Source organism: Sulfitobacter sp. LC.270.F.C4 (assembly GCF_032922545.1).
Lineage (GTDB): Bacteria > Pseudomonadota > Alphaproteobacteria > Rhodobacterales > Rhodobacteraceae > Sulfitobacter > Sulfitobacter profundi.
The window spans coordinates 101,097-119,764 of the sequence record NZ_CP136692.1; the positions used below are offsets into that span (position 1 = coordinate 101,097).

General features: G+C 61.9%; 24 protein-coding genes and 1 tRNA gene. 11 read left to right on the top strand and 14 right to left on the bottom strand.

Annotated features, from left to right (window positions below; all coding sequences use genetic code 11):
• The first annotated feature begins 66 nt into the window (after nt 1–66).
• Together R1T45_RS04280 and R1T45_RS04285 are read left to right on the top strand one after the other, a co-directional pair.
• Nucleotides 67–741, top strand: a complete 675-nt coding sequence (locus tag R1T45_RS04280) for a type 1 glutamine amidotransferase domain-containing protein (protein WP_067938057.1) — start codon at nt 67–69, stop codon at nt 739–741.
• Between the two features lie 91 nt (nt 742–832).
• Nucleotides 833–1,045, top strand: coding sequence for a hypothetical protein (locus tag R1T45_RS04285; protein WP_317390211.1), 213 nt, complete (start codon nt 833–835; stop codon nt 1,043–1,045).
• Here R1T45_RS04285 and R1T45_RS04290 read toward each other — a convergent pair.
• From R1T45_RS04290 to pyk, 6 genes are all read right to left on the bottom strand, one after another.
• On the bottom strand, nt 1,034–2,230 hold the full coding sequence (locus R1T45_RS04290) for a Hint domain-containing protein (RefSeq protein WP_317390212.1): 1,197 nt from the start codon (nt 2,228–2,230) through the stop codon (nt 1,034–1,036). The genes R1T45_RS04285 and R1T45_RS04290 overlap by 12 nt on opposite strands.
• Nucleotides 2,231–2,453: 223 nt before the next feature.
• Nucleotides 2,454–3,497: an alpha/beta hydrolase gene (locus R1T45_RS04295; RefSeq protein ID WP_317390213.1), complete on the bottom strand. Its 1,044-nt coding sequence runs from the start codon at nt 3,495–3,497 to the stop codon at nt 2,454–2,456.
• A 163-nt stretch (nt 3,498–3,660) separates the two neighbouring features.
• The gene (rplT, locus tag R1T45_RS04300; protein WP_007118124.1) at nt 3,661–4,026 is read right to left on the bottom strand and encodes a 50S ribosomal protein L20; all 366 of its coding nucleotides are present in this window, start codon (nt 4,024–4,026) and stop codon (nt 3,661–3,663) included.
• 15 nt (nt 4,027–4,041) lie between these two features.
• Nucleotides 4,042–4,242 carry a 50S ribosomal protein L35 gene (rpmI, locus tag R1T45_RS04305; RefSeq protein WP_007118125.1) on the bottom strand — a complete coding sequence of 67 codons (201 nt, stop codon included), beginning with the start codon at nt 4,240–4,242 and terminating at the stop codon, nt 4,042–4,044.
• A gap of 136 nt (nt 4,243–4,378) precedes the next feature.
• Nucleotides 4,379–4,603, bottom strand: a complete 225-nt coding sequence (locus R1T45_RS04310) for a hypothetical protein (RefSeq protein WP_317390214.1) — start codon at nt 4,601–4,603, stop codon at nt 4,379–4,381.
• 27 nt (nt 4,604–4,630) lie between these two features.
• Nucleotides 4,631–6,076 carry a pyruvate kinase gene (gene pyk, locus R1T45_RS04315; RefSeq protein ID WP_067624802.1) on the bottom strand — a complete coding sequence of 482 codons (1,446 nt, stop codon included), beginning with the start codon at nt 6,074–6,076 and terminating at the stop codon, nt 4,631–4,633.
• Between the two features lie 152 nt (nt 6,077–6,228).
• Here pyk and R1T45_RS04320 point away from each other — a divergent pair, with 152 nt between their 5' ends.
• Nucleotides 6,229–6,540 carry a DUF1244 domain-containing protein gene (locus R1T45_RS04320; RefSeq protein WP_132443798.1) on the top strand — a complete coding sequence of 104 codons (312 nt, stop codon included), beginning with the start codon at nt 6,229–6,231 and terminating at the stop codon, nt 6,538–6,540.
• Nucleotides 6,541–6,734: 194 nt separating this feature from the next.
• Here R1T45_RS04320 and R1T45_RS04325 read toward each other — a convergent pair whose 3' ends face one another.
• Nucleotides 6,735–7,304, bottom strand: a complete 570-nt coding sequence (locus R1T45_RS04325) for a MaoC family dehydratase (protein WP_317390215.1) — start codon at nt 7,302–7,304, stop codon at nt 6,735–6,737.
• Between R1T45_RS04325 and R1T45_RS04330 the strand changes: the two genes are divergently transcribed.
• A complete protein-coding gene (locus tag R1T45_RS04330; RefSeq protein ID WP_317390216.1) occupies nt 7,303–7,746 on the top strand; it encodes a DMT family transporter in 444 nt (147 codons plus the stop codon). The genes R1T45_RS04325 and R1T45_RS04330 overlap by 2 nt on opposite strands.
• Before the next feature lie 3 nt (nt 7,747–7,749).
• Here the strand turns inward: R1T45_RS04330 and R1T45_RS04335 are convergent, their stop codons facing one another.
• From R1T45_RS04335 to dgcN, 3 genes are read right to left on the bottom strand one after another with little or no spacing between them, the layout of a single operon-like run.
• Nucleotides 7,750–8,610: a D-amino-acid transaminase gene (locus R1T45_RS04335; RefSeq protein ID WP_317390217.1), complete on the bottom strand. Its 861-nt coding sequence runs from the start codon at nt 8,608–8,610 to the stop codon at nt 7,750–7,752.
• Between the two features lie 2 nt (nt 8,611–8,612).
• A complete protein-coding gene (gene dgcA, locus R1T45_RS04340; protein WP_120352293.1) occupies nt 8,613–9,578 on the bottom strand; it encodes an N-acetyl-D-Glu racemase DgcA in 966 nt (321 codons plus the stop codon).
• 2 nt (nt 9,579–9,580) lie between these two features.
• Nucleotides 9,581–10,582, bottom strand: a complete 1,002-nt coding sequence (gene dgcN / locus R1T45_RS04345; protein ID WP_120351952.1) for an N-acetyltransferase DgcN — start codon at nt 10,580–10,582, stop codon at nt 9,581–9,583.
• Between the two features lie 257 nt (nt 10,583–10,839).
• Here dgcN and R1T45_RS04350 point away from each other — a divergent pair, with 257 nt between their 5' ends.
• Both R1T45_RS04350 and R1T45_RS04355 read left to right on the top strand, forming a co-directional pair.
• A complete protein-coding gene (locus tag R1T45_RS04350; RefSeq protein ID WP_317390218.1) occupies nt 10,840–11,799 on the top strand; it encodes an L-malyl-CoA/beta-methylmalyl-CoA lyase in 960 nt (319 codons plus the stop codon).
• 158 nt (nt 11,800–11,957) lie between these two features.
• On the top strand, nt 11,958–12,920 hold the full coding sequence (locus R1T45_RS04355; RefSeq protein WP_317390219.1) for an acetyl-CoA carboxylase carboxyltransferase subunit alpha: 963 nt from the start codon (nt 11,958–11,960) through the stop codon (nt 12,918–12,920).
• Here R1T45_RS04355 and R1T45_RS04360 read toward each other — a convergent pair.
• Complete coding sequence (locus tag R1T45_RS04360) at nt 12,917–13,369, bottom strand: GNAT family N-acetyltransferase (protein WP_317390220.1); 453 nt, start codon at nt 13,367–13,369, stop codon at nt 12,917–12,919. The two genes, R1T45_RS04355 and R1T45_RS04360, sit on opposite strands and share 4 nt — an antisense overlap.
• A gap of 293 nt (nt 13,370–13,662) precedes the next feature.
• Between R1T45_RS04360 and R1T45_RS04365 the strand changes: the two genes are divergently transcribed.
• Complete coding sequence (locus tag R1T45_RS04365) at nt 13,663–13,974, top strand: hypothetical protein (RefSeq protein ID WP_317390221.1); 312 nt, start codon at nt 13,663–13,665, stop codon at nt 13,972–13,974.
• Between the two features lie 14 nt (nt 13,975–13,988).
• Here R1T45_RS04365 and R1T45_RS04370 read toward each other — a convergent pair whose 3' ends face one another.
• Nucleotides 13,989–14,639 carry a GntR family transcriptional regulator gene (locus tag R1T45_RS04370; protein WP_067624773.1) on the bottom strand — a complete coding sequence of 217 codons (651 nt, stop codon included), beginning with the start codon at nt 14,637–14,639 and terminating at the stop codon, nt 13,989–13,991.
• A gap of 126 nt (nt 14,640–14,765) precedes the next feature.
• On the opposite strand from R1T45_RS04370, the gene R1T45_RS04375 reads away from it, so the two are divergent.
• Complete coding sequence (locus R1T45_RS04375) at nt 14,766–15,059, top strand: Dabb family protein (RefSeq protein WP_317390222.1); 294 nt, start codon at nt 14,766–14,768, stop codon at nt 15,057–15,059.
• An 8-nt stretch (nt 15,060–15,067) separates the two neighbouring features.
• Nucleotides 15,068–16,189: an aminodeoxychorismate synthase component I gene (locus R1T45_RS04380; protein WP_317390223.1), complete on the top strand. Its 1,122-nt coding sequence runs from the start codon at nt 15,068–15,070 to the stop codon at nt 16,187–16,189.
• Here the strand turns inward: R1T45_RS04380 and R1T45_RS04385 are convergent.
• On the bottom strand, nt 16,186–16,887 hold the full coding sequence (locus tag R1T45_RS04385) for a M48 family metallopeptidase (RefSeq protein WP_132443807.1): 702 nt from the start codon (nt 16,885–16,887) through the stop codon (nt 16,186–16,188). The genes R1T45_RS04380 and R1T45_RS04385 overlap by 4 nt on opposite strands.
• 111 nt (nt 16,888–16,998) lie before the next feature.
• Between R1T45_RS04385 and R1T45_RS04390 the strand changes: the two genes are divergently transcribed.
• Complete coding sequence (locus R1T45_RS04390) at nt 16,999–17,328, top strand: TIGR02300 family protein (RefSeq protein WP_120351960.1); 330 nt, start codon at nt 16,999–17,001, stop codon at nt 17,326–17,328.
• Between the two features lie 93 nt (nt 17,329–17,421).
• Nucleotides 17,422–17,497: transfer RNA gene (locus R1T45_RS04395), tRNA-Ala, on the top strand.
• Between the two features lie 294 nt (nt 17,498–17,791).
• On the opposite strand, the gene R1T45_RS04400 is transcribed toward R1T45_RS04395, so the two are convergent.
• A complete protein-coding gene (locus R1T45_RS04400) occupies nt 17,792–18,556 on the bottom strand; it encodes a sulfite exporter TauE/SafE family protein (protein WP_132443808.1) in 765 nt (254 codons plus the stop codon).
• Nucleotides 18,557–18,668: the final 112 nt, after the last annotated feature.

Consider the following 18,668-nt stretch of genomic DNA (forward strand, 5'->3'; position numbering starts at 1 on the left):
GGCCGCATCCCCTCGGCGTGCTCTCACGGCACCGGCGCGCCCAACCTCCCCCGAAAGGAGAGACCTATGAAAATTTTGATGGTTCTGACATCGCATGATGAGCTTGGCGACACCGGCAATAAAACCGGCTTCTGGCTCGAAGAATTCGCCGCGCCCTACTACGTCTTCAAAGACGCGGGCGCTGATGTGACCCTCGCCTCGCCCAAGGGCGGCCAGCCGCCGCTTGACCCCAACAGCGACAGCGACGACGCGCAGACCGATGCGACCCGCCGTTTCAAAGACGACGACGCCGCGCAAAAGGCGCTCGCTTCGACCAAAGTGCTGGGCGATGTGGATGCGGATGGCTTCGACGCGATCTTCTACCCCGGCGGCCACGGCCCGCTGTGGGATCTGGCCAATGACGCTGACAGCAAGCGCCTGATCGAGACCTTCTGGGCCTCCGACCGCCCCGTTGGTGCCGTTTGCCACGCGCCTGCGGTGTTCAAGGACACCCAAGCCGACGGCAAGCCGCTGGTCTCTGGCAAGCGCGTCACCGGCTTCACCAACACCGAGGAAGAGGGCGTTGGCCTCACCGATGTGGTGCCCTTCTTGGTCGAAGATATGCTGAAGAAAAACGGCGGCGACTACAGCAAGGGTGACGATTGGGCGTCTTACGTGCTGGTCGACGGCAAGCTGGTCACCGGCCAGAACCCCGCCTCTTCCGAAGAAGCGGCGAAAGAGATGCTGGCACTGTTGAAGTAACAGCATGAGGGGGCGCAGCCGCGCCCCCTTCCCCGCCCGGAGGAACCGCCGGTGGTCGCGGCGTGTTTTACCTCTGAAAGGAGCCTCCGACATGGCCGATTATGACCGCAGCACCGGCGCCCCATGGAGCGCCGCAGACCTTGAGCAGCTTCGCATTCTGGCGGCAGAGGGCACAGCGCCCCCCGTGATCGCCGTACAACTGGACCGCAGCGAAGAGGCGATCGCCCATCGGGCCGCGCAGGACGGCATCAGCCTGACCCCCGCCAGCCTGAACCCCTATGACCCCGACACGTTAGACCGATAGCAACGCGCGCCCGTTCTTCTTGTGCTTTTCGATCAGCCGTTTTTGCACCGCCCCGGGAGGGATCGGATGCGCGGATGCGCCAAAACCGTCGCCCGCGACCAAGGTGGGAAAGAGTGCAGCGAATTCTTCGCGCTGCGCATGACTTAGGGTGCCGATCGTTTCGGCGTTCAGCAGGAAGCTCTCACTCGGCGCGCCCTCGGCATAGACGACCTCGTGCTGCTTGAAGATCAGGTGGAAATATTCCACTTGCGCCACACCATCGTCGACATGCACCCCCGGCAGTTCGGTCAGCCGGATGGCGGCGACGAGAACCGCCATGGCCCCACAAATCCGTTTCACAATGCCCGAGCGCGCAACCATACGGTGCTGCCGCGACACCATGAGATCGCGTTTGGGCAGGCCCGCGCCCAATGCCCCAGCAGAGATCCGAATGGGATACAGCTTGGGGTTCCTCGCCAGTTCCGACGCCCCGACAGAGCGGCGCAGTGCGGCGACAAGCTCTTGATAGCCACTGCCTTGGGTCAGCACGCGCGCGCCGGGGGCCAAGGTTTCGACCGGCAGATCGCCCTCGTCGGTGGTGATCAAGGTGCCGCGCGTGAAACAGGCCACGCCGGTCGAGACGAGATCCCCCTCCTCGCGCATCGTGTCGATGTCGGACTTCCAATCCAGACTTCCCACAAGCCCACCCTTGGGCAGAGCGGAGAAATCAACGGTCATGGTGGTGAAAAGATCCCCCGCAGGCGGGCTGCCCGCCAGATTGACAATGCCAGCGTAGGTCACCTCCAGATCACCGGCCAAATCCCGCGAGTTTGCGCTTACCCGGAAGGGAAACCCCTCTAGCGACGTGGGGGTAGAGCCGCCGTTCGGATCGTCATCCGGGGCTGTGGTGGTATCGAAAACCGAACTGGCGGGCTGGAGGTCGATCTCCATAGTGGCCAGCGGTTTGGTCGTTTCCAGATGATGCCAGTCATAGCCAAAGGACATCTGCGTGTTCTCGCCAACCGCCGCGCCATTCGTATAGGGGTCTGTCGCGTGCCAAGTCAGCGTCTCGGTCGTGCCATCCGCATAGGTCAGCGTGATCCGCGCCCCATCCAAATCGACACCGCGCGAACTGGTATCGTCGCGGATGCCGTGGACCGTTTCATGGGGGTCTTCGTCCAACCTGTTGATTACAATTCCGGGCATAAACATCCCCACCTTTTTTAAATAACCTGCCGGCAAACAGCATAAATTGCCGCGCCACCCGCGCGGAATCCCTGCACAATGGCCTATCGTTAAGCCACATTGTCCATAAGGTGGGGTAGGAGCATGGCCATGGCGAGGGTTTATTAAGGCAACATTAAGCAGCTACCCGATACGCAAAAAGCCCCGCCGAATAGGCGGGGCTTTCGCTTGGCCTTGAGGTGATTTACTTCGAAAAGTGGTCTTTCAAGAAGCCAGACACCTGCTCAATCGCCGCTTCGGGCGCGGGGGTGTCCGCAATGGGGTTGAGCATGGCAAAGTCGTGGATCGAGAAATCATAGCGCGTGCCCTCGGTCTCCACGCCCGCTTTGACCAGCTTGGCCCCAAAGGCTTCCCCTTCGTCGCGCAACACATCGTTTGCGCCTGTAATCACGAGCGAAGGCGGCAGATCGGCCAACGCTTCGGTGTCATAGTTCAACGGAGAGATCATCGGATCCATCGGATCGGCGTCCTCAGGCAGATAGGCGTTCCAGAACCACTCCATCGAGGCTTTGGTCAACCACGGGCCATCAGCGAATTCCTCGTAAGAGCCGCTGGTCAGATCAGCGGTGGTGACCGGGTAGATCATCGCCAGCGCGTCGAGGTCCGGGCCGCCCTGTTCTTTGGCCATCTGCGCCACGACAGCGACCATCTGGCCACCGACGGAATCGCCCGCCAAAGCCAATTGGTTGGCATCAATACCGAAATCAGCGGCATTCTCTGCAACATGTTTCAGCACCGCGAAATCCTGCTCAAGCTGCACGGGGTGCTTCTGCTCGGGCGCCGGGGCGTAGTCGACAAAGACATAGGCCGCGCCTGTCTGATTTGCCAGTTCACGGATCATGCGTTCATGGGTCGTGAAATTGCCCAGGATCCAGCCGCCACCGTGGAAGTAAAGCACGCCCGGCAATGCCTCATCACCGGCATCCGCGGGCTTTACCACGACCACATCCGTCTGTCCGGTGGGGCCGATTTCCAGTGTCATTTTCTCGACCGAGGCATCGGGCATCTCGACATCTGCCTTTGTCTGCGTGTCGATCAAGACCTGCCGCGCCTCTTCCGGCGATAGCTCGTTGATGGGGGTCGAGCCTTCAAGGCTGTCGATAAACTCCTGCGTCTGCGCCTGTAGCACGACTTTGTCTTTATCGGCACGCGCCTCAGCAAAGGCGGTCGCGGGCACCAGCGCGCCAATCGCGGCACCGGTTAGCAGTTGGCGTAGGGAAAGTGTCATTGAATGTCTTCCTTCCTGAATGTGTCCTGCTGGCACAACAGATGGCTCTTGGGGCAGTTCAATGACATTTTCTTGAGGATCCCCTTCGGTCCTTCTGCGTCTGCCCAAACGCAAAAAGCCCCGCCGTGGGGCGGGGCTTTCTAAAACTCAATGCAAGGTCAGCTTAGGCTGCCAGTGCGTCCTGCGCCTGTTTGACGATCGCGCCAAAGGCTTCGGGCTCATGCACGGCCAGATCGGCCAGAACCTTACGGTCCACTTCGATACCGGCCAGCGACAGACCGTTGATGAAGCGGCTGTATGTCAGCGCTTCGTCGTGGCTGCGCACGGCGGCGTTGATCCGCTGGATCCACAGCGCGCGGAAGTTGCGCTTGCGGTTCTTGCGGTCACGGGTTGCATATTGGTTGGCCTTGTCGACCGCCTGTGTGGCGACCTTGAAGACGTTTTTGCGCCGACCATAATAGCCTTTTGCGGCTTTGATGATCTTTTTGTGACGCGCGTGGGTGACTGTACCACCTTTTACTCGGGACATCTCGGTACTCCTATATCAGCGGGCGTAGGGCATGAAGCCCTTGATGATCTTTGCATCGGGCTCGGACAGTGTTGTCGTGCCGCGTGCGTTACGGATGAACTTGTTGGTCCGTTTGATCATGCCGTGCTGTTTGCCAGCTTGGCTGCCGATGACCTTACCAGTCGCCGAGACCTTAAAGCGCTTTTTGGCGCTCGATTTTGTCTTCATCTTGGGCATTTCCGTCTCCGTCTTTTGAGTTCGGTATAAACACGACTCGGCATGCCACTTTCGGCCGGTCGTGCAGGCTAAGATGCGCCGTATAAGCGCGCTCGGGTGCGGATGCAAGAGGTTTTGAGCGGCGCTGTGGACGCGCTTAAGGCAACAGGTCCGCCGCCACGGAAACGAAGACATCCGGCAGCGTCTCGAAGGAATAGCGCCCTGGACTTTTCTGCAGAGCAAAGACGATCAGCCCGGCAGCAATTAAGATCGTGATGGCCGAGGCGCGCGGCGACCGACGGTCGGTCACCGCAGAGAGGATCGAAGGGATCGACAGCACCGCCAGAACGATGCCGACCACCATTGCCAAGTCAGAGTTCACACGCAACATCCCCCTTATTGAGGAAGGCTACTCCGGATCGGAGGCGTAAATCAAACGTTCGTCACAGGGCGCCACGCGCAGAATATTGGTGCTGCCCGGCACGTTGAAAGGCACACCGGCTGTCACCACGATATGATCCTCCGGCCCGGCGTAGCCCTCTGACAATGCCGCCCGCGCGGCGCTGAGGACGGCCAGCTTGAACCGGTCATGCCCATCGGTGATGATGCAATTCGTGCCCCAGCTCAGCGCCAGACGGCGCGCGGTATTGACCAGTGGCGACAGCGCGATGATCGGCACGCGGGGGCGTTCGCGCGCGGTCAGCAGCGCGGTGGTGCCCGATTGGGTGAAACAGCAGATCGCCTTGATGTCCGTCGTCTCGGCAATCTCACGCGCGGCGGCGACGATCCCGTCGGCCACGGTGGTACGGTCCGCCGTGCGCGAAGATTCGATGATCTGCGTATAGGTCGGATCGGCCTCGACCTCTTGGGCGACGTTATCCATCGTCGCCACGGCCTCCAGCGGGTAATCCCCGGCGGCTGATTCCGCACTCAGCATCACCGCATCCGCGCCTTCATAGATCGCCGTGGCCACGTCCGACACTTCGGCGCGGGTCGGCATCGGGCTTTCGATCATCGATTCGAGCATCTGAGTCGCCACGATCACCGGCTTGGCCGCCGCCCGGCATTTGCGCACCAGACGCTTCTGGATCGGCGGCACGTTCTGCACGGGCAGTTCCACGCCCAGATCGCCGCGCGCCACCATGATGCCATCGCTGACATCCAAGATCGCCTCGAAACGCTCCACCGCCGCGGGCTTTTCGATTTTCGACAGGATCGCCGCCCGGCCTTTGACCAGATCGCGCGCCTCGGTCACATCCTCGGGCCGCTGGACAAAGCTGAGGGCGAGCCAGTCGACACCCAACTCGCAGACGAACTCCAGATCAGCGCGGTCCTTCTCAGACAGGGCGGCCAAGGGCAGCAGCACGTCGGGCACGTTCACGCCCTTGCGGTTCGAGATCACACCGCCCGTCACGACTTCGCAATCGGCAAAATCAGGGCCACAGTCGCGCACCTTCAGACGGATTTTACCGTCATTGACCAACAAGCTCGCGCCCGGCTCAAGGGCTGCGAAAATTTCGGGATGGGGCAGGCAAACACGGGCCGCATCGCCCGGCGCCTCATCAAGATCAAGCCGGAAGGATGCCCCTTCTTCCAAGGTCGGCCCGTCGCCCTCGAAAACGCCCACGCGCAGCTTCGGCCCCTGAAGGTCAGCCAAAATGCCGATCGCGCCGCCGGTCTCTTTTTCGATCTCGCGGATGATACGGTGCTTTTCGCGGATCTCTTCATGGCTGCCGTGGCTCATGTTGAGCCGGAAAACATCTGCACCGGCGTTGTGCAATGCCGCGATCACCTCTCGGGTTTCGGAGGCTGGCCCGAGTGTGGCCACGATCTTTACATTGCGCAAACGTCTCATATCTGTTCCTTCATATCCTATGTCCCCAAAGCGAATGTTAACGATAACATCGCCTATCCGGTGGCCTAGCGCCCCCATGAGTGCCTGTCAAAGGTTTCATCAGAATGACGGCCCCTCGCGGTTCCGTCCAGTGATATGAGAAGGAAGCTGTCATGCCCAGCCAACAAGAGATCGAACTTCAAGCCGCCGCCTTTCGCCGGTTGCAGAAACACCTGATGGAAGACCGGACCGATGTGCAGAACATCGACATGATGAACCTCGCCGGATTTTGCCGCAACTGCCTGTCGCGCTGGTATCAGGAGGCCGCTAACGAGCGCGGCATCGACATGGGCAAGGACGAGGCGCGCGAGCTTTTCTACGGGATGACCATGGACGCATGGAAAGCCAACTATCAGACCGAAGCGAAAGACAGCCAGAAAGAGGCGTTCAAGACGGCGTTTGAAGAGAATGTCGGCAAAGGCTGAACAACCCGTCGAGCCGAAGCAATACACCGTCAAATGATAGCATTGACCATGATCGCGAAACACTCACCACCGGCGCGGCGTGAGTGAAACCGCCAATGGGGCAGGTATTCGGGGCTTTCTTTTCGGTGCCCCCATGCCTGCCCTTTTCGCCTGCATCGCTGAGCTTCGGCCCCCACCGCCCCGAAGGGGGCCGCTCAAAACATGTAGAGCACCAGCCAATCGGCCTTCACCGCCGGGCGCTCTGCCCCCTCAATCTCAACCGTCGCGGCGAAGCGGGTCATCAGATTGCCCCGCCCCCGCGTCTGCGCCTCGGCCAGAATAAACCGCCCCCGGATACGCTTGCCAGAATGCACAGGCGCGATAAAACGCACGCTGTCGAACCCGTAGTTGATCGACGCTTTCGCCCCCGTCATCACCGGCAGCGCGCCATAAGCCATGCCCGACATCATCGACAGCGTCAGCATCCCATGCGCCACGGTGCCGCCGAAATCCGTTTCCGCCGCGCGCACTGGATCAACATGGATGAACTGATGATCCTCGGTCACATCGGCAAAGGCGTCGATCCGCGCCTGATCCATCATGAACCACGGTGAGACGCCCAATTCGCACCCCACGGCGGCTTCCATCTCTGCCCGGTCAATCTCGTTGCGCATCATGGCCTCCTCACTTTGCGCCACACTATCCGCGATGGTCAGACCTGCGAAAGCCCTTGCGTCCGACCGGGCAAGTCCCATGCTGGGCCAAGCCAAAGCCGGAGGCATCATGAACACCCCAATCCTCGCCCTTATCGTCGTGGCCATCGCGGGCGCGGCTGTCGCCCTGCAGACCCCGATCAACGCCGCCTTGGGCCGCAACATCGGCAGCGGAGTCGCTGCGGCGGCGGTATCTTTTGGCGTGGGTTTCGCGATCCTGCTGGCGGTGCTGCTGCTGCGCGGAGAGTTGGGCGCCCTGCCCCGCGCGGCTTCGGCTTCGCCGGTCTTGCTGCTGGGTGGTGTGCTGGGGGCGTTCTACGTCTGGTCGGTGCTTTGGGCGATCCCGACGCTGGGCGCGCTGACGGTGATCTCGGCGCTGATCCTCGGCCAGTTGAGCGCGGCGCTGGTGATTGATGCGACGGGGCTTTTGGGCCTAACGGTACAGGCCATCACCCCCACCCGCATCGCCGCCGCCGCGCTGGTGGCGGCGGGGCTGATTTTATCGCGGTTCTGAGCGTCAGATCGCGGTTTTGCGCATCTCTTCGAGATAGATTTCCCGCAGACGGGGCGCCAATTTGCCCGGCGTGCCGCTGCCGATCTTGGCGCCGTCAATCTCAACCACGGGGGTCACGAAAGCACTGGCCGAGGTCACAAACGCCTCATCCGCCTGCTGCGCCTCTTCGATGGTAAAGTTACGCTCTTCCACCTGCATCTGCGCCTCACGGGCCAGTTCCAGCACCGCCTTGCGGGTGATGCCGTGCAAGATATCGCTAGAGGTCTCGCGGGTGACGATCTTGCCGTCTTTCACGATATAGGCGTTGTTCGATGTGCCCTCGGTGACGAAACCGTCCTCAACCATCCAAGCGTCTTCGACACCCGCCTTCTTGGCCATCATCTTGCCCATCGACGGGTAGAGCAGTTGCACCGTTTTAATGTCACGACGGCCCCAGCGGATGTCTTCGATGCTGATCACGCGGATGCCGTCACGCGCGGCTGGATTGTCGGCAAGACCCGATTTCGACTGGGTAAACAGCACCAGCGACGGCGCGGTGGTCTCGGGATCGGGGAAGGCGAAATCACGGTCGCCATCCGACCCGCGCGTGACCTGAAGGTAAATCAGCCCGTCTTTGATCTCGTTCAGCCGCACCAACTCGCGGTGAATTTCCAGCAGTTCTTCGGTGGTCGCAGGCGCACGCATGTCGAGCTCGTTCATTGAGCGGGTCAGACGCTCGGCATGGCCATCAAAAGCGATCAGCTTGCCATCCAACACGCTCGTCACCTCATAGACCCCATCGGCCATCAGAAACCCCCGATCAAAGATCGAGACCTTGGCCTGATCCTCGGGCAGGTATTCGCCGTTTACATAGACAGTTCGCATGGTCACCCCCAGAGCGCGGCCACGGGGGGATGCACGCCCGCGCCGTCGAATTTCAAAGCATTGTCGCGGTCTTCGGCCAGAAGCAGCGGGCCGTCAAGGTCCACCACCTTCGCGCCTTGGGCCACCAGCGTCGCCGGAGCCATCGCCAGCGACGATCCGACCATGCAGCCGACCATCACGTCGAACCCTTCGGCCCGCGCCGCATCGCGCAGCGCCAGCGCTTCGGTCAGGCCACCGGTCTTGTCGAGCTTGATGTTCACCACATCGTATTTGCCCTTGAGGCCAGGCAGGCTGGCGCGGTCATGGCAGCTCTCATCCGCGCAGACGGGCACCGGGCGGTCCATGCCCAAAAGCGCGTCGTCTTCGCCCGCGGGCAAGGGTTGTTCGACCAATGCCACGCCAAGGCGCACCAGATGGGGCGCAAGGTCGGCGTAGACCTCTGCCGACCAGCCCTCATTGGCGTCGATGATGATGGTGGCATCGGGCGCACCTGCGCGCACGGCTTCGAGCCGGGGCATGTCATCAGGCGTGCCGAGCTTGATCTTGAGCAGGGGCCGATGGCTGTGTTTCGCGGCCTGCGCGCGCATCGCCTCGGGCGCGTCCAGTGACAAGGTATAGGCCGTGACTTCCGGCCCCGGGGCCGTCAGCCCGGCCAGTTCCCAAACGCGCTTGCCCGCGCGTTTGGCTTCCAGATCCCACAGCGCGCAGTCGACAGCGTTGCGGGCCGCCCCGGCGGGCAGCAGATCATAAAGTGCGGCACGGGTGATATCGCCGGGCAGGCCGTTGATCTCAGCCGTGACCGATTCGAGCGTTTCGTCGTAGCGCGCGTAGGGCACGCATTCGCCCCAGCCGGTCACGCCACCATCGGTGATGCGCACGGTCAGAACCTTGGCCTCGGTCCGCGAACCACGGCTGATGGTAAAGACCTGCGCCAGTTTGAACGTATCAGCGGTAACGTCGATCTGCATGGTCATAGCGCCGCCAGCGCATCGGCCAGTCGCGCCGCCCCTTGGCGGAAGGGATCGACCGCAGGCAGGCCAAGACGCTCTTCGACTTCGGCCAGATAGGCATCCGCCTCGGCTTCGGACATGTGGTAGGTGTTGACCGAAATGCCGACGACCTTGCAGGCGGAGTTCGCCACATGGGCCAGTGTCAGCGCCACGTCGCGGACCGCTTCCATGCTGGGCAAGCTGTATTCCGGCAGGCCGCGCATATGGGTCCGGGTTGGCTCATGGCAGAGGATCAGCGCATCGGGTTGGCCGCCGTGGATCAGCGCCATGGTCACGCCTGAGTAGGAGACATGGAACAGGCTGCCCTGCCCTTCGATGATATCCCAATGGTCGTCATCATTGTCGGGCGTGAGATATTCCACCGACCCGGCCATGAAATCGGCGATCACGGCATCCAGCGGCACGCCTTCGCCAGTGATCAGGATGCCGGTCTGGCCGGTGGCGCGGAAGGTGCTTTTCATGCCCTTTTCGCGCATGGCCTCGTCCAGCGCCAAAGCCGTGTACATCTTTCCGACCGAGCAATCGGTGCCCACGGCCAAGACCCGCTTGCCGCTGCGTTTCTTGCCGTCTGCAATGGGATATTCGACGCTGGGCACGCGCACGTCATGCAATGTGGTGCCGCTCGCCTTGGCGGCGGCGACCAGATCGGCTTCGTTGCGCAGCAAATTATGCAGGCCCGAGGCGATGTCGAAACCCATGTTCAGCGCCTCGATCAGCACTTCTTTCCAAGCCGCGCTGATTTTACCGCCACGGTTGGCGACGCCGATGACCAAAGTCTCGGCCCCTGCTTCGCGCGCTTCGGCCAGCGTCATGTCTTGCAGGCCGAGATCAGCCTTGCAGCCTTCCATGCGGAATTGGCCCACAGCGTTGTCGGGGCGCCAGTCTTTGATGCCTTGGGCGACCTTGGCGGACAGAGAGTCAGGCGCGTCGCCCAAAAACAGCAGATAAGGGGTTTTGATCATGGCAAGTCTCCGGCATTGATTTTGTCCGCATATTGCGCGCGAGAATACGCAAGTGCGTGGCGTTGTCGACGCATCTGCATGCAAATGCGCAGCATTTCCCGCAAATTACCGTTGGCTGCGCAAAATTCGTGCGCTGCGCCGTGAGGCCACAGAAATCATCGAAATGCTGCGACTGCGAAAACCTCCTTGCGATTGACGGCGCAATTTCATACCAGAATGGAGACTGATGATGAAACAAAATTACCCATAGGTACCCCATGAGCTTCCGCATTCAGCCTGCCGCCCCTGCCCGTCCGAACCGCTGCCAATTGTTCGGCCCCGGCTCCCGCCCGGCGATCTTTGAAAAGATGGCGGCCTCGGATGCCGATGTGATCAACCTCGACCTCGAAGACAGCGTGGCACCTTCGGACAAGGACAGCGCGCGCGCCAATATCATCAAGGCGATCTCGGAGATCGACTGGGGCAAGAAGACACTTTCTGTCCGGATCAACGGGTTGGACACGCCCTATTGGTACCGTGACGTGGTGGAGCTGCTGGAACAGGCGGGCGAGCGGCTCGACCAGATCATGATCCCCAAGGTGGGCTGCGCGGCGGATGTCTATGCGGTGGATGCGCTGGTCACCGCAGTGGAAACCGCCAAGGGCCGCGAGAAGAAGATCAGTTTTGAGGTGATTATCGAATCCGCGGCGGGCATCGCCCATGTGGAAGAGATCGCCGCCGCTTCGCCGCGTCTGCAAGCGATGTCGCTGGGGGCTGCGGATTTCGCCGCCTCGATGGGCATGCAGACCACCGGCATCGGCGGCACGCAGGAAAACTACTATATGCAGCGCGGTGAGCAAAAGCATTGGTCGGACCCGTGGCACTGGGCGCAGGCCGCCATCGTCGCCGCCTGCCGCACCCATGGCGTGCTGCCTGTCGACGGGCCCTTTGGCGATTTTTCGGATGACGAGGGTTTCCGCGCGCAGGCGCGGCGGTCGGCGACATTGGGGATGGTGGGCAAATGGGCGATCCACCCCAAACAGGTCGCGCTGAGCAACGAGGTTTTCACGCCCTCCGAGAAGGCCGTGGCCGAGGCGCGGGAGATTCTCGCGGCGATGGAAGAAGCCAAGGCGAAGGGCGAAGGGGCGACGGTCTATAAGGGGCGTCTGGTGGATATCGCCAGCATCAAACAGGCCGAGGTGATTGTGCGCCAGTCCGAGATGATCGCCGGGGGCTGAGCGCCTGTGGCAGACCGCCGGGGGCGCTGCCCCCGGACCCCCGCGGGTATTTGAAAAAGGATGAAGAGGTTAGGGTCTGCGCCTGCCTGCCTGTCAAACCCGCGTTGCAAACCGGCGCGTTGCGCTCCATATAACAGGGCAACAAGCCGGAGCATGCAATGACCCAATATTTGGATTTCGAAAAACCGCTGGCCGAGATCGAAGGCAAGGCGGAAGAGCTGCGGGCATTGGCCCGGTCCAACGAAGAGATGGACATCACCGATGAGGCCCGCGCGCTGGACAAAAAAGCGGCGGGGATGCTCGAAGACCTTTATGGCTCATTGACGCCATGGCGCAAATGTCAGGTGGCGCGTCATCCAGAGCGGCCCCATTGCAAAGACTATATCGAGGCGCTTTTTACGGAATTCACGCCGCTGGCCGGCGACCGCAATTTTGCCGATGATCTGGCCGTCATGGGCGGGCTGGCGCGGTTTAACGATACGCCGGTGGTGGTTATTGGCCATGAGAAGGGCAATGACACCAAGAGCCGGATCGAGCGCAATTTCGGCATGGCGCGGCCAGAAGGCTATCGCAAGGCGGTGCGGCTGATGGAACTGGCGGATAAGTTCAACTTGCCGGTTGTGACTATCGTCGACACGCCCGGGGCCTACCCCGGCAAGGGCGCCGAGGAGCGCGGCCAGTCTGAGGCGATTGCCCGGTCGACGGAGAAATGCCTGCAGATCGGCGTGCCCCTGATCAGCGTGATTGTTGGTGAAGGCGGCTCTGGCGGGGCGGTGGCTTTTGCCACGGCGAACCGCGTCGCCATGTTGGAGCATTCGGTTTATTCGGTGATCACGCCCGAAGGCTGTGCGTCGATCCTGTGGAAAGACAGCGAGAAGATGCGCGAAGCGGCTGAGCAGATGCGTTTGACGGCGAATGAGCTTAAGACCCTTGGTGTCATTGACCGGATCATTCCCGAACCGATGGGCGGCGCGCATCGTCATGCCGAAGAGTCGATCAACGCAGTGGGCAAGTCGATCGAAGCCATGCTCAAGGAACTCGACGGCAAGGACGGCAAGACTTTGGTCAAAGAGCGCCGGACCAAGTTCCTTGAGATGGGCCGCAAAGGGCTGGCGGCCTAGGCCAGCCGCCGCCGAAAGCGCGGATCAGGCGTGATTTGATCGAAACCGGCGGCGCGGTAGAACCCCTGCGCGCGCCGGTTTTTTGTATCTGTTCCCACCGTCACATAGCTGCATCCCTGCGCCTTTGCATGGTCCAGCGCGGCGTCGACCAGTGCTTTGCCGATGCCGCGCCCGCGCGCGCGCGCGGTGTCGCAGACAAAGAGGTGGTGAAGGTCCATCCCCCTTGCGCCGAATTGCAACTGCATCTGCGGGCAGAGCGCCGCATAGCCATGCAGGCCGGTCGCGCCTTCGGCCACCAAGAGTGTCAGCCAAGGCGCGGGGCCAAGGCAGTCCCGTTCTAGCGCCGCAAGCGTGAGTGTGGCGGTGTCGCCGTGGTAGGCGGCCAGCGCGTGGGCCAGATCGAGGACCATTGGGAGGTCGGATTTTTGGGCGGGTCGAATGGGGGGCATGTCGTCTCTTTCTGTGATCGCCACAGGGAGACAAGCAAAGCCGCGCTGTGGCGGCTTGTGGATATGGGAATAGGTGCCGCGCCGGTTAGGAGCGGGGATAATAGACTGTTGTGAAGCAGGTCTGTTCCATGAAGCGTAGATGCGCCTCTGCCGCGCACCTGTCAAGCGCCGCATATGTGACCCGGTGTGATTTGCAAACGGCCTCAACGCAGCCGATATTTATACTACAGGGCGTCTGCGACACCCCTGTGCCGCCGGATGCCCTTGTTGATCACAGCACAAGGGAGCCTGTCATGTATAAACGTATTCTCACCGCCGCCCTGCTCTTTGGTATGGCCTGCACCGGGCCACCGGTCTTTGCTCAGGCTCTGGCCTGCGCCCCGCGTGCGGCGCTCGCGGCGCAATTGGAAGCCGCCTATGGCGAGACCCTTTCGGCGCGGGGCCTGCAAAACCCCAACGCGCTGATCGAAGTCTTTGCCTCGGCTGAAAGCGGCAGCTTTACCGTGTTGATAAGCAGGGCTGATGGCATGAGCTGTATTTTATCAACCGGCACGCATTGGATGGTCGAGCCTGTCGCGCCGCCGAAAAAGGGCGCGGCGAGCTGAGCATGGGTCGGCAGTCAGCTGGCCAGCATCCGCAAACCTTGGGTGACATCAGAGCGCACCGCCAGTCGCAGCCCCGGTTCATCCCCGGCGCGCAGGGCGGCGATGATCAACCGATGGAAATGCGGTGGCTCGGTCCGGCGCAGGCGGCCATAGAGCGCGCGCATGGTGGGGCCCAGTTGCAGCCAAACTGTTTCCGCCATGGCGAGCATGGCGGGTGCTTGGGCGCGCAGATAAAGCGTGCGGTGGAATTCGAGGTTGGTGCGGATGTAGCTGACCGCATCGCGGTGCGCTACGGCCTCGGCGATATTGGTGTTAATGGTCTGCATCCGCTCGATCAGCGCCATATGCGCCCGCGGCAAGGCGCGTGACGCGAGTTCGACCTCCAAAAGCGCGCGGAGGGCGGCCAATTCCTCAATCCGTTCATTGCTGAGTTCGGGCGTGGAGATGCGCCCTGAGGCAGACATCGTCAGCGCGCCTTCGGCCGCCAAACGCCGCACCGCTTCGCGCGCGGGCGTCATCGAGACCTCATATTCCTTGCCGATGCCGCGCAGGGTCAGCGCGTGACCGGGCGGCAGATCGCCGTGCATGATCCGCGCGCGCAGGCGGCGGTAGACACGATCATGGGCCAGCGGTGTGGCCTCGACAGGGCGGGGGCTGAGGTTCATGATGCGGTTGTGATCACAAATTAGCCACCCGTCAAGCGCGGCATTTTGCGGCGCTGAGCACGATCACCCGTTGTCCCGGGCCCTGCGGCGATTTATCGGGGATAAAACCGCCAAAGGAGACGCGCCTTGATCAAACGAAACTTCATCCGTCACGTGGTCTTTTTCTCGGCCAAAGACGCCAAAGACTTGCCTACGATCGTGGCGGGGCTTTGGAAATTGGCCGACATCCCGCATTCGACAACCTTCGAGATCTGCGAAAACACCCGTGTCGATGCGCTTTCGGGCGATGTGGATGTGGTTGTCTATGCCGAATTCCCCGACGCCGAGGCGCTGGCCGCCTATAAGGCGCATCCGATCTATCAAGAATCCATCGATATCGTCCGCCCGCTGCGCGACATGCGCGTGCCTGCGGACTTTTAAGGCGCGGCATGGCTGGCCCTTGCGTCCTCTTTGATACTGGCCCGCTGGGAAGCGGCACGGGTTTTCATGCGCCCCAGCGGATCATCAGTGCCCAGACCCCCGCAGAGGTGCCCGCGGCCTTCGCAGCCCTTGAGGCGGCGCAGGCGGGAGGCGCATGGCTTGCTGGCTATGCGAGTTACGAGCTGGGCTACCTCGGCTCTGGTAAGCTGCGCGATCTGATGCCTGCGGAGCGCGGGCTGCCCCTGCTGCGTTTCGGGGTGTTTGATGCGCCTCAACCGCACCGTTTCGACGACGCAACTGGGGATGCGAGCCTGTCTGCCCTAACGCCGGATTGGGACTTTGCCGAGTATGAGGCCGCGTTTGCGCAGGTGCAGGACTTCATCACAGCCGGGGATATCTATCAGGCGAATCTGACCTTTGGGATGGAGGGGCGTTATAGCGGCACGCCTGCCGCCCTCTATGCCCGGCTGCGGCAGCGTCAGAGGGTGGAACATGGGGCCTTCGTCGATCTTGGCGGCCCGGTCCTGCTGTCACGCTCGCCCGAGTTGTTCTTTGCGCTGACCGCGGACGGACACCTGACCGCGCGCCCGATGAAGGGCACCGCGCGGCGGGGGCGGGACGCCCATGAAGACGCCAAGCTGCGCGCCGATCTTGCTGCCTCGGAAAAGAACATGGCCGAGAACCTGATGATCGTGGACCTGCTGCGCAATGACATCAGCCGGATTGCCGAAGTGGGCAGTGTCGAAGTGCCGAAACTGTTCGAGATCGAAACCTATGAGACCCTGCACCAGATGACCTCGCGGATCACGGCGCAGGTCTTGCCGGGCAAGCGGCTGGCCGAGATCTTCCACGCGCTTTTCCCCTGTGGCTCTATCACCGGCGCGCCGAAAATTCGCGCCATGCAGATCCTGCGCGCGCTAGAGCCCGCGCCGCGCGATGCCTATTGCGGGGCGGTGGGCTGGATCGCCCCCACGGGGGCCATGCAGTTCAACGTGGCGATCCGCACGGCGACCTGCCACGCCGATGGGCGGTTGCGGCTGAATGTCGGTGGTGGCGTGGTGCATGACAGCACGGCCGAGGATGAATATGCCGAAGCGCTGCTGAAAGCGCGCTTTGCGACCCTTGCCTAGAACCGGTAGCGATGCAGCCTGCCGCCATGGTCGCGGAGCCATTGGCGGGGGGCCTGATAATCACCGTATATCCGCGTGACCTCGGCCCAGAAGGCGGGCGAGTGGTTCATCTGCGCCAGATGCGCGACCTCATGGGCGGCGACATAGTCCAGCACCTCGGGCGGGGTCATGATCAGCCGCCACGAGAACATCAGTCCGCCATCACTGGTGCAAGACCCCCAGCGTGAGCGCGTGTCGCGCAGGGTGATCCGGGCATAGGGCCTGCCCAGCAGGGCGGCATAGTCGTCACAGGCCCCGGCGAGGCGGTCGCGGGCCACTTCGCGCAGATGCGCCGCAAGACGTTTGCCGATGCTCTCCTCCGGGCCGGGCACGAAGATTTCTTCGGGGCCGATCCGCACGCCCCTCCCTTGCATCTCACGCCCCTGCCCGCCGCGCACCCGCAGCACCTTGCCGCCCACCGGCACCTCAGCCCCCGGCGCCACGATCACATCCTCGCCCCGCGCGGCGAGATGTTGGCGAATCCAGTCCTGTTTGGTTTCGGCAAAGGCCAAAGCCTCACGCTCGGCCAGACGTTTGGGCATGGTCAGGGTGACCCGCCCGTCCAGCTGCGAGATCCGCAATGAGATGCGTCGCGCGCGCGCCGAACGGCGCAGGATCAGCGGAATCGGCGGGTTGCCGGGCAGCACAGGGTCTTTCATTACCGGAGCAACGTCCCTAGATAGAGGCCAAAGCCTTTGACAGTGCCCCCCTCATATGGCACTTGGCCGGAATCATCTACACGCAACAGCAATATTATAAAGGGGTGTTTCATGCCCAACGAAGAATGGGGAACCAAGCGCCTGTGCCCCACTACGGGCAAGCGCTTCTATGACCTCAATAAGAATCCGATCATCAGCCCCTACACGGGCGAAGAGGTCGAGGTCGACAACTCCAAGTCGCGCATGATCGCGGCGGATGCCGAGGATGCGGTCACAGCCAAAGCCAAGAAGGGCGACAAGGCGAACGACGAATCGCTGGTCGATGACGATGACTCGGTCGACGTGGATCTGGACGACGACATCCTTGATGACGAAGACGATGATGACGATACAGTTCCGCTCGACGATCTGGCCGATGTGGCCTCGGACGACGAGGACTAATTAATCGGCGGCGGGGTCAATTTTCCGCTTGATCCCGCCTCCGCCAGCGCCTAATTAGCGGCACAGAACGACCCGGATCACACGATCCACGATGGGGCCTTAGCTCAGCTGGGAGAGCGCCTGCATGGCATGCAGGAGGTCAGCGGTTCGATCCCGCTAGGCTCCACCAAGCCTTTTGCAAAGCAAAAGGCGTCGCACGGCAGTCGCTTCGAAGAAGCGATGAGAGCGCAGCGCAACAGCCCCTACAACCGATACCCTCTATCTGACCATGGCAAACGATGCTTTGCGATCAAAATCTTTAGACCACCCCCTGCCTACTGGTCGCTGATCTGTCTCGCCTCTTGCCACTATGCCGCGCCCATGATGTGCACTTCCTAGCGAAGGCCAAACCTTGCCAAATCGCCAACCCATTGGGATAGGCTGATGATAGCTGGTCGTGCTGCACGCTTATATCTGGACCCGCTTAAGAGATCGCCCGTCGGATCAGGTTCAACCCCGCCACCATCAGCACCAGCAACGTCATCTTGCGGAACAGCACCGGGTCCACCCGGTCCATCACCTTGCTGCCCAGCCAGACGCCCAGCATTACCGGCAGGATCAACAGCGCGGAAAACGGCCATGTCTGCGCATTCAACACTCCTGACCCGATATGCGCCGCCAAAAGCGCCACAGCGCCCAGCCCGTAGATCACACCTTGGATTCGCATCTGGTCATGTTTCTCGGTTCCGAGCGCGGTGAGATAGGCCACCGTGGGCGGCCCCCAAATGCCCGAAATCCCTCCGACGGCCCCGGCAAAACCGCCCACCAGCGCCTCAACCTTGGCCGAGCGCTGCGGCAGGTGGAATTTATGCTTGGACAGTTGCAGCAGCGCGAACAGCACCACCGGCACCCCGATCATCAAGAGCATCACGGTGGCGGGCACCAGCCGCACCATCTGCGCGGAGAGCACCAGCATCACGCCGCCGCAAACCAAGAAAACCCAGAACAACCGGATCGAACGCAGCGCCGCCTGCGGCCCCTGCCGCAGCGCTTGGAACGCATTGGCCAGCACCGTCGGCAGAATCAGCCCCGCCAGCGCCAATTCGGGCGCCATAAAGGTCGTGAGACCAGAAATCAGCACGAGCGGCAGAGCAAAACCAACAACGCCCTTCACGAACCCGCCACAGAGGCCGATTGCAAGTGCAGCATAGAATTCGAACGGAGTGAGAAAGGGGAAAATACTGTCCATACCGCTACATAGCACCCCCTCGGGCAGCCGCACGTCAAAAATGAGCACGCAATATTAAAACAAAATGCTGCAGTAAAACGTATCTTTGTTGTGCTGCGACTGCGAAAGGTCT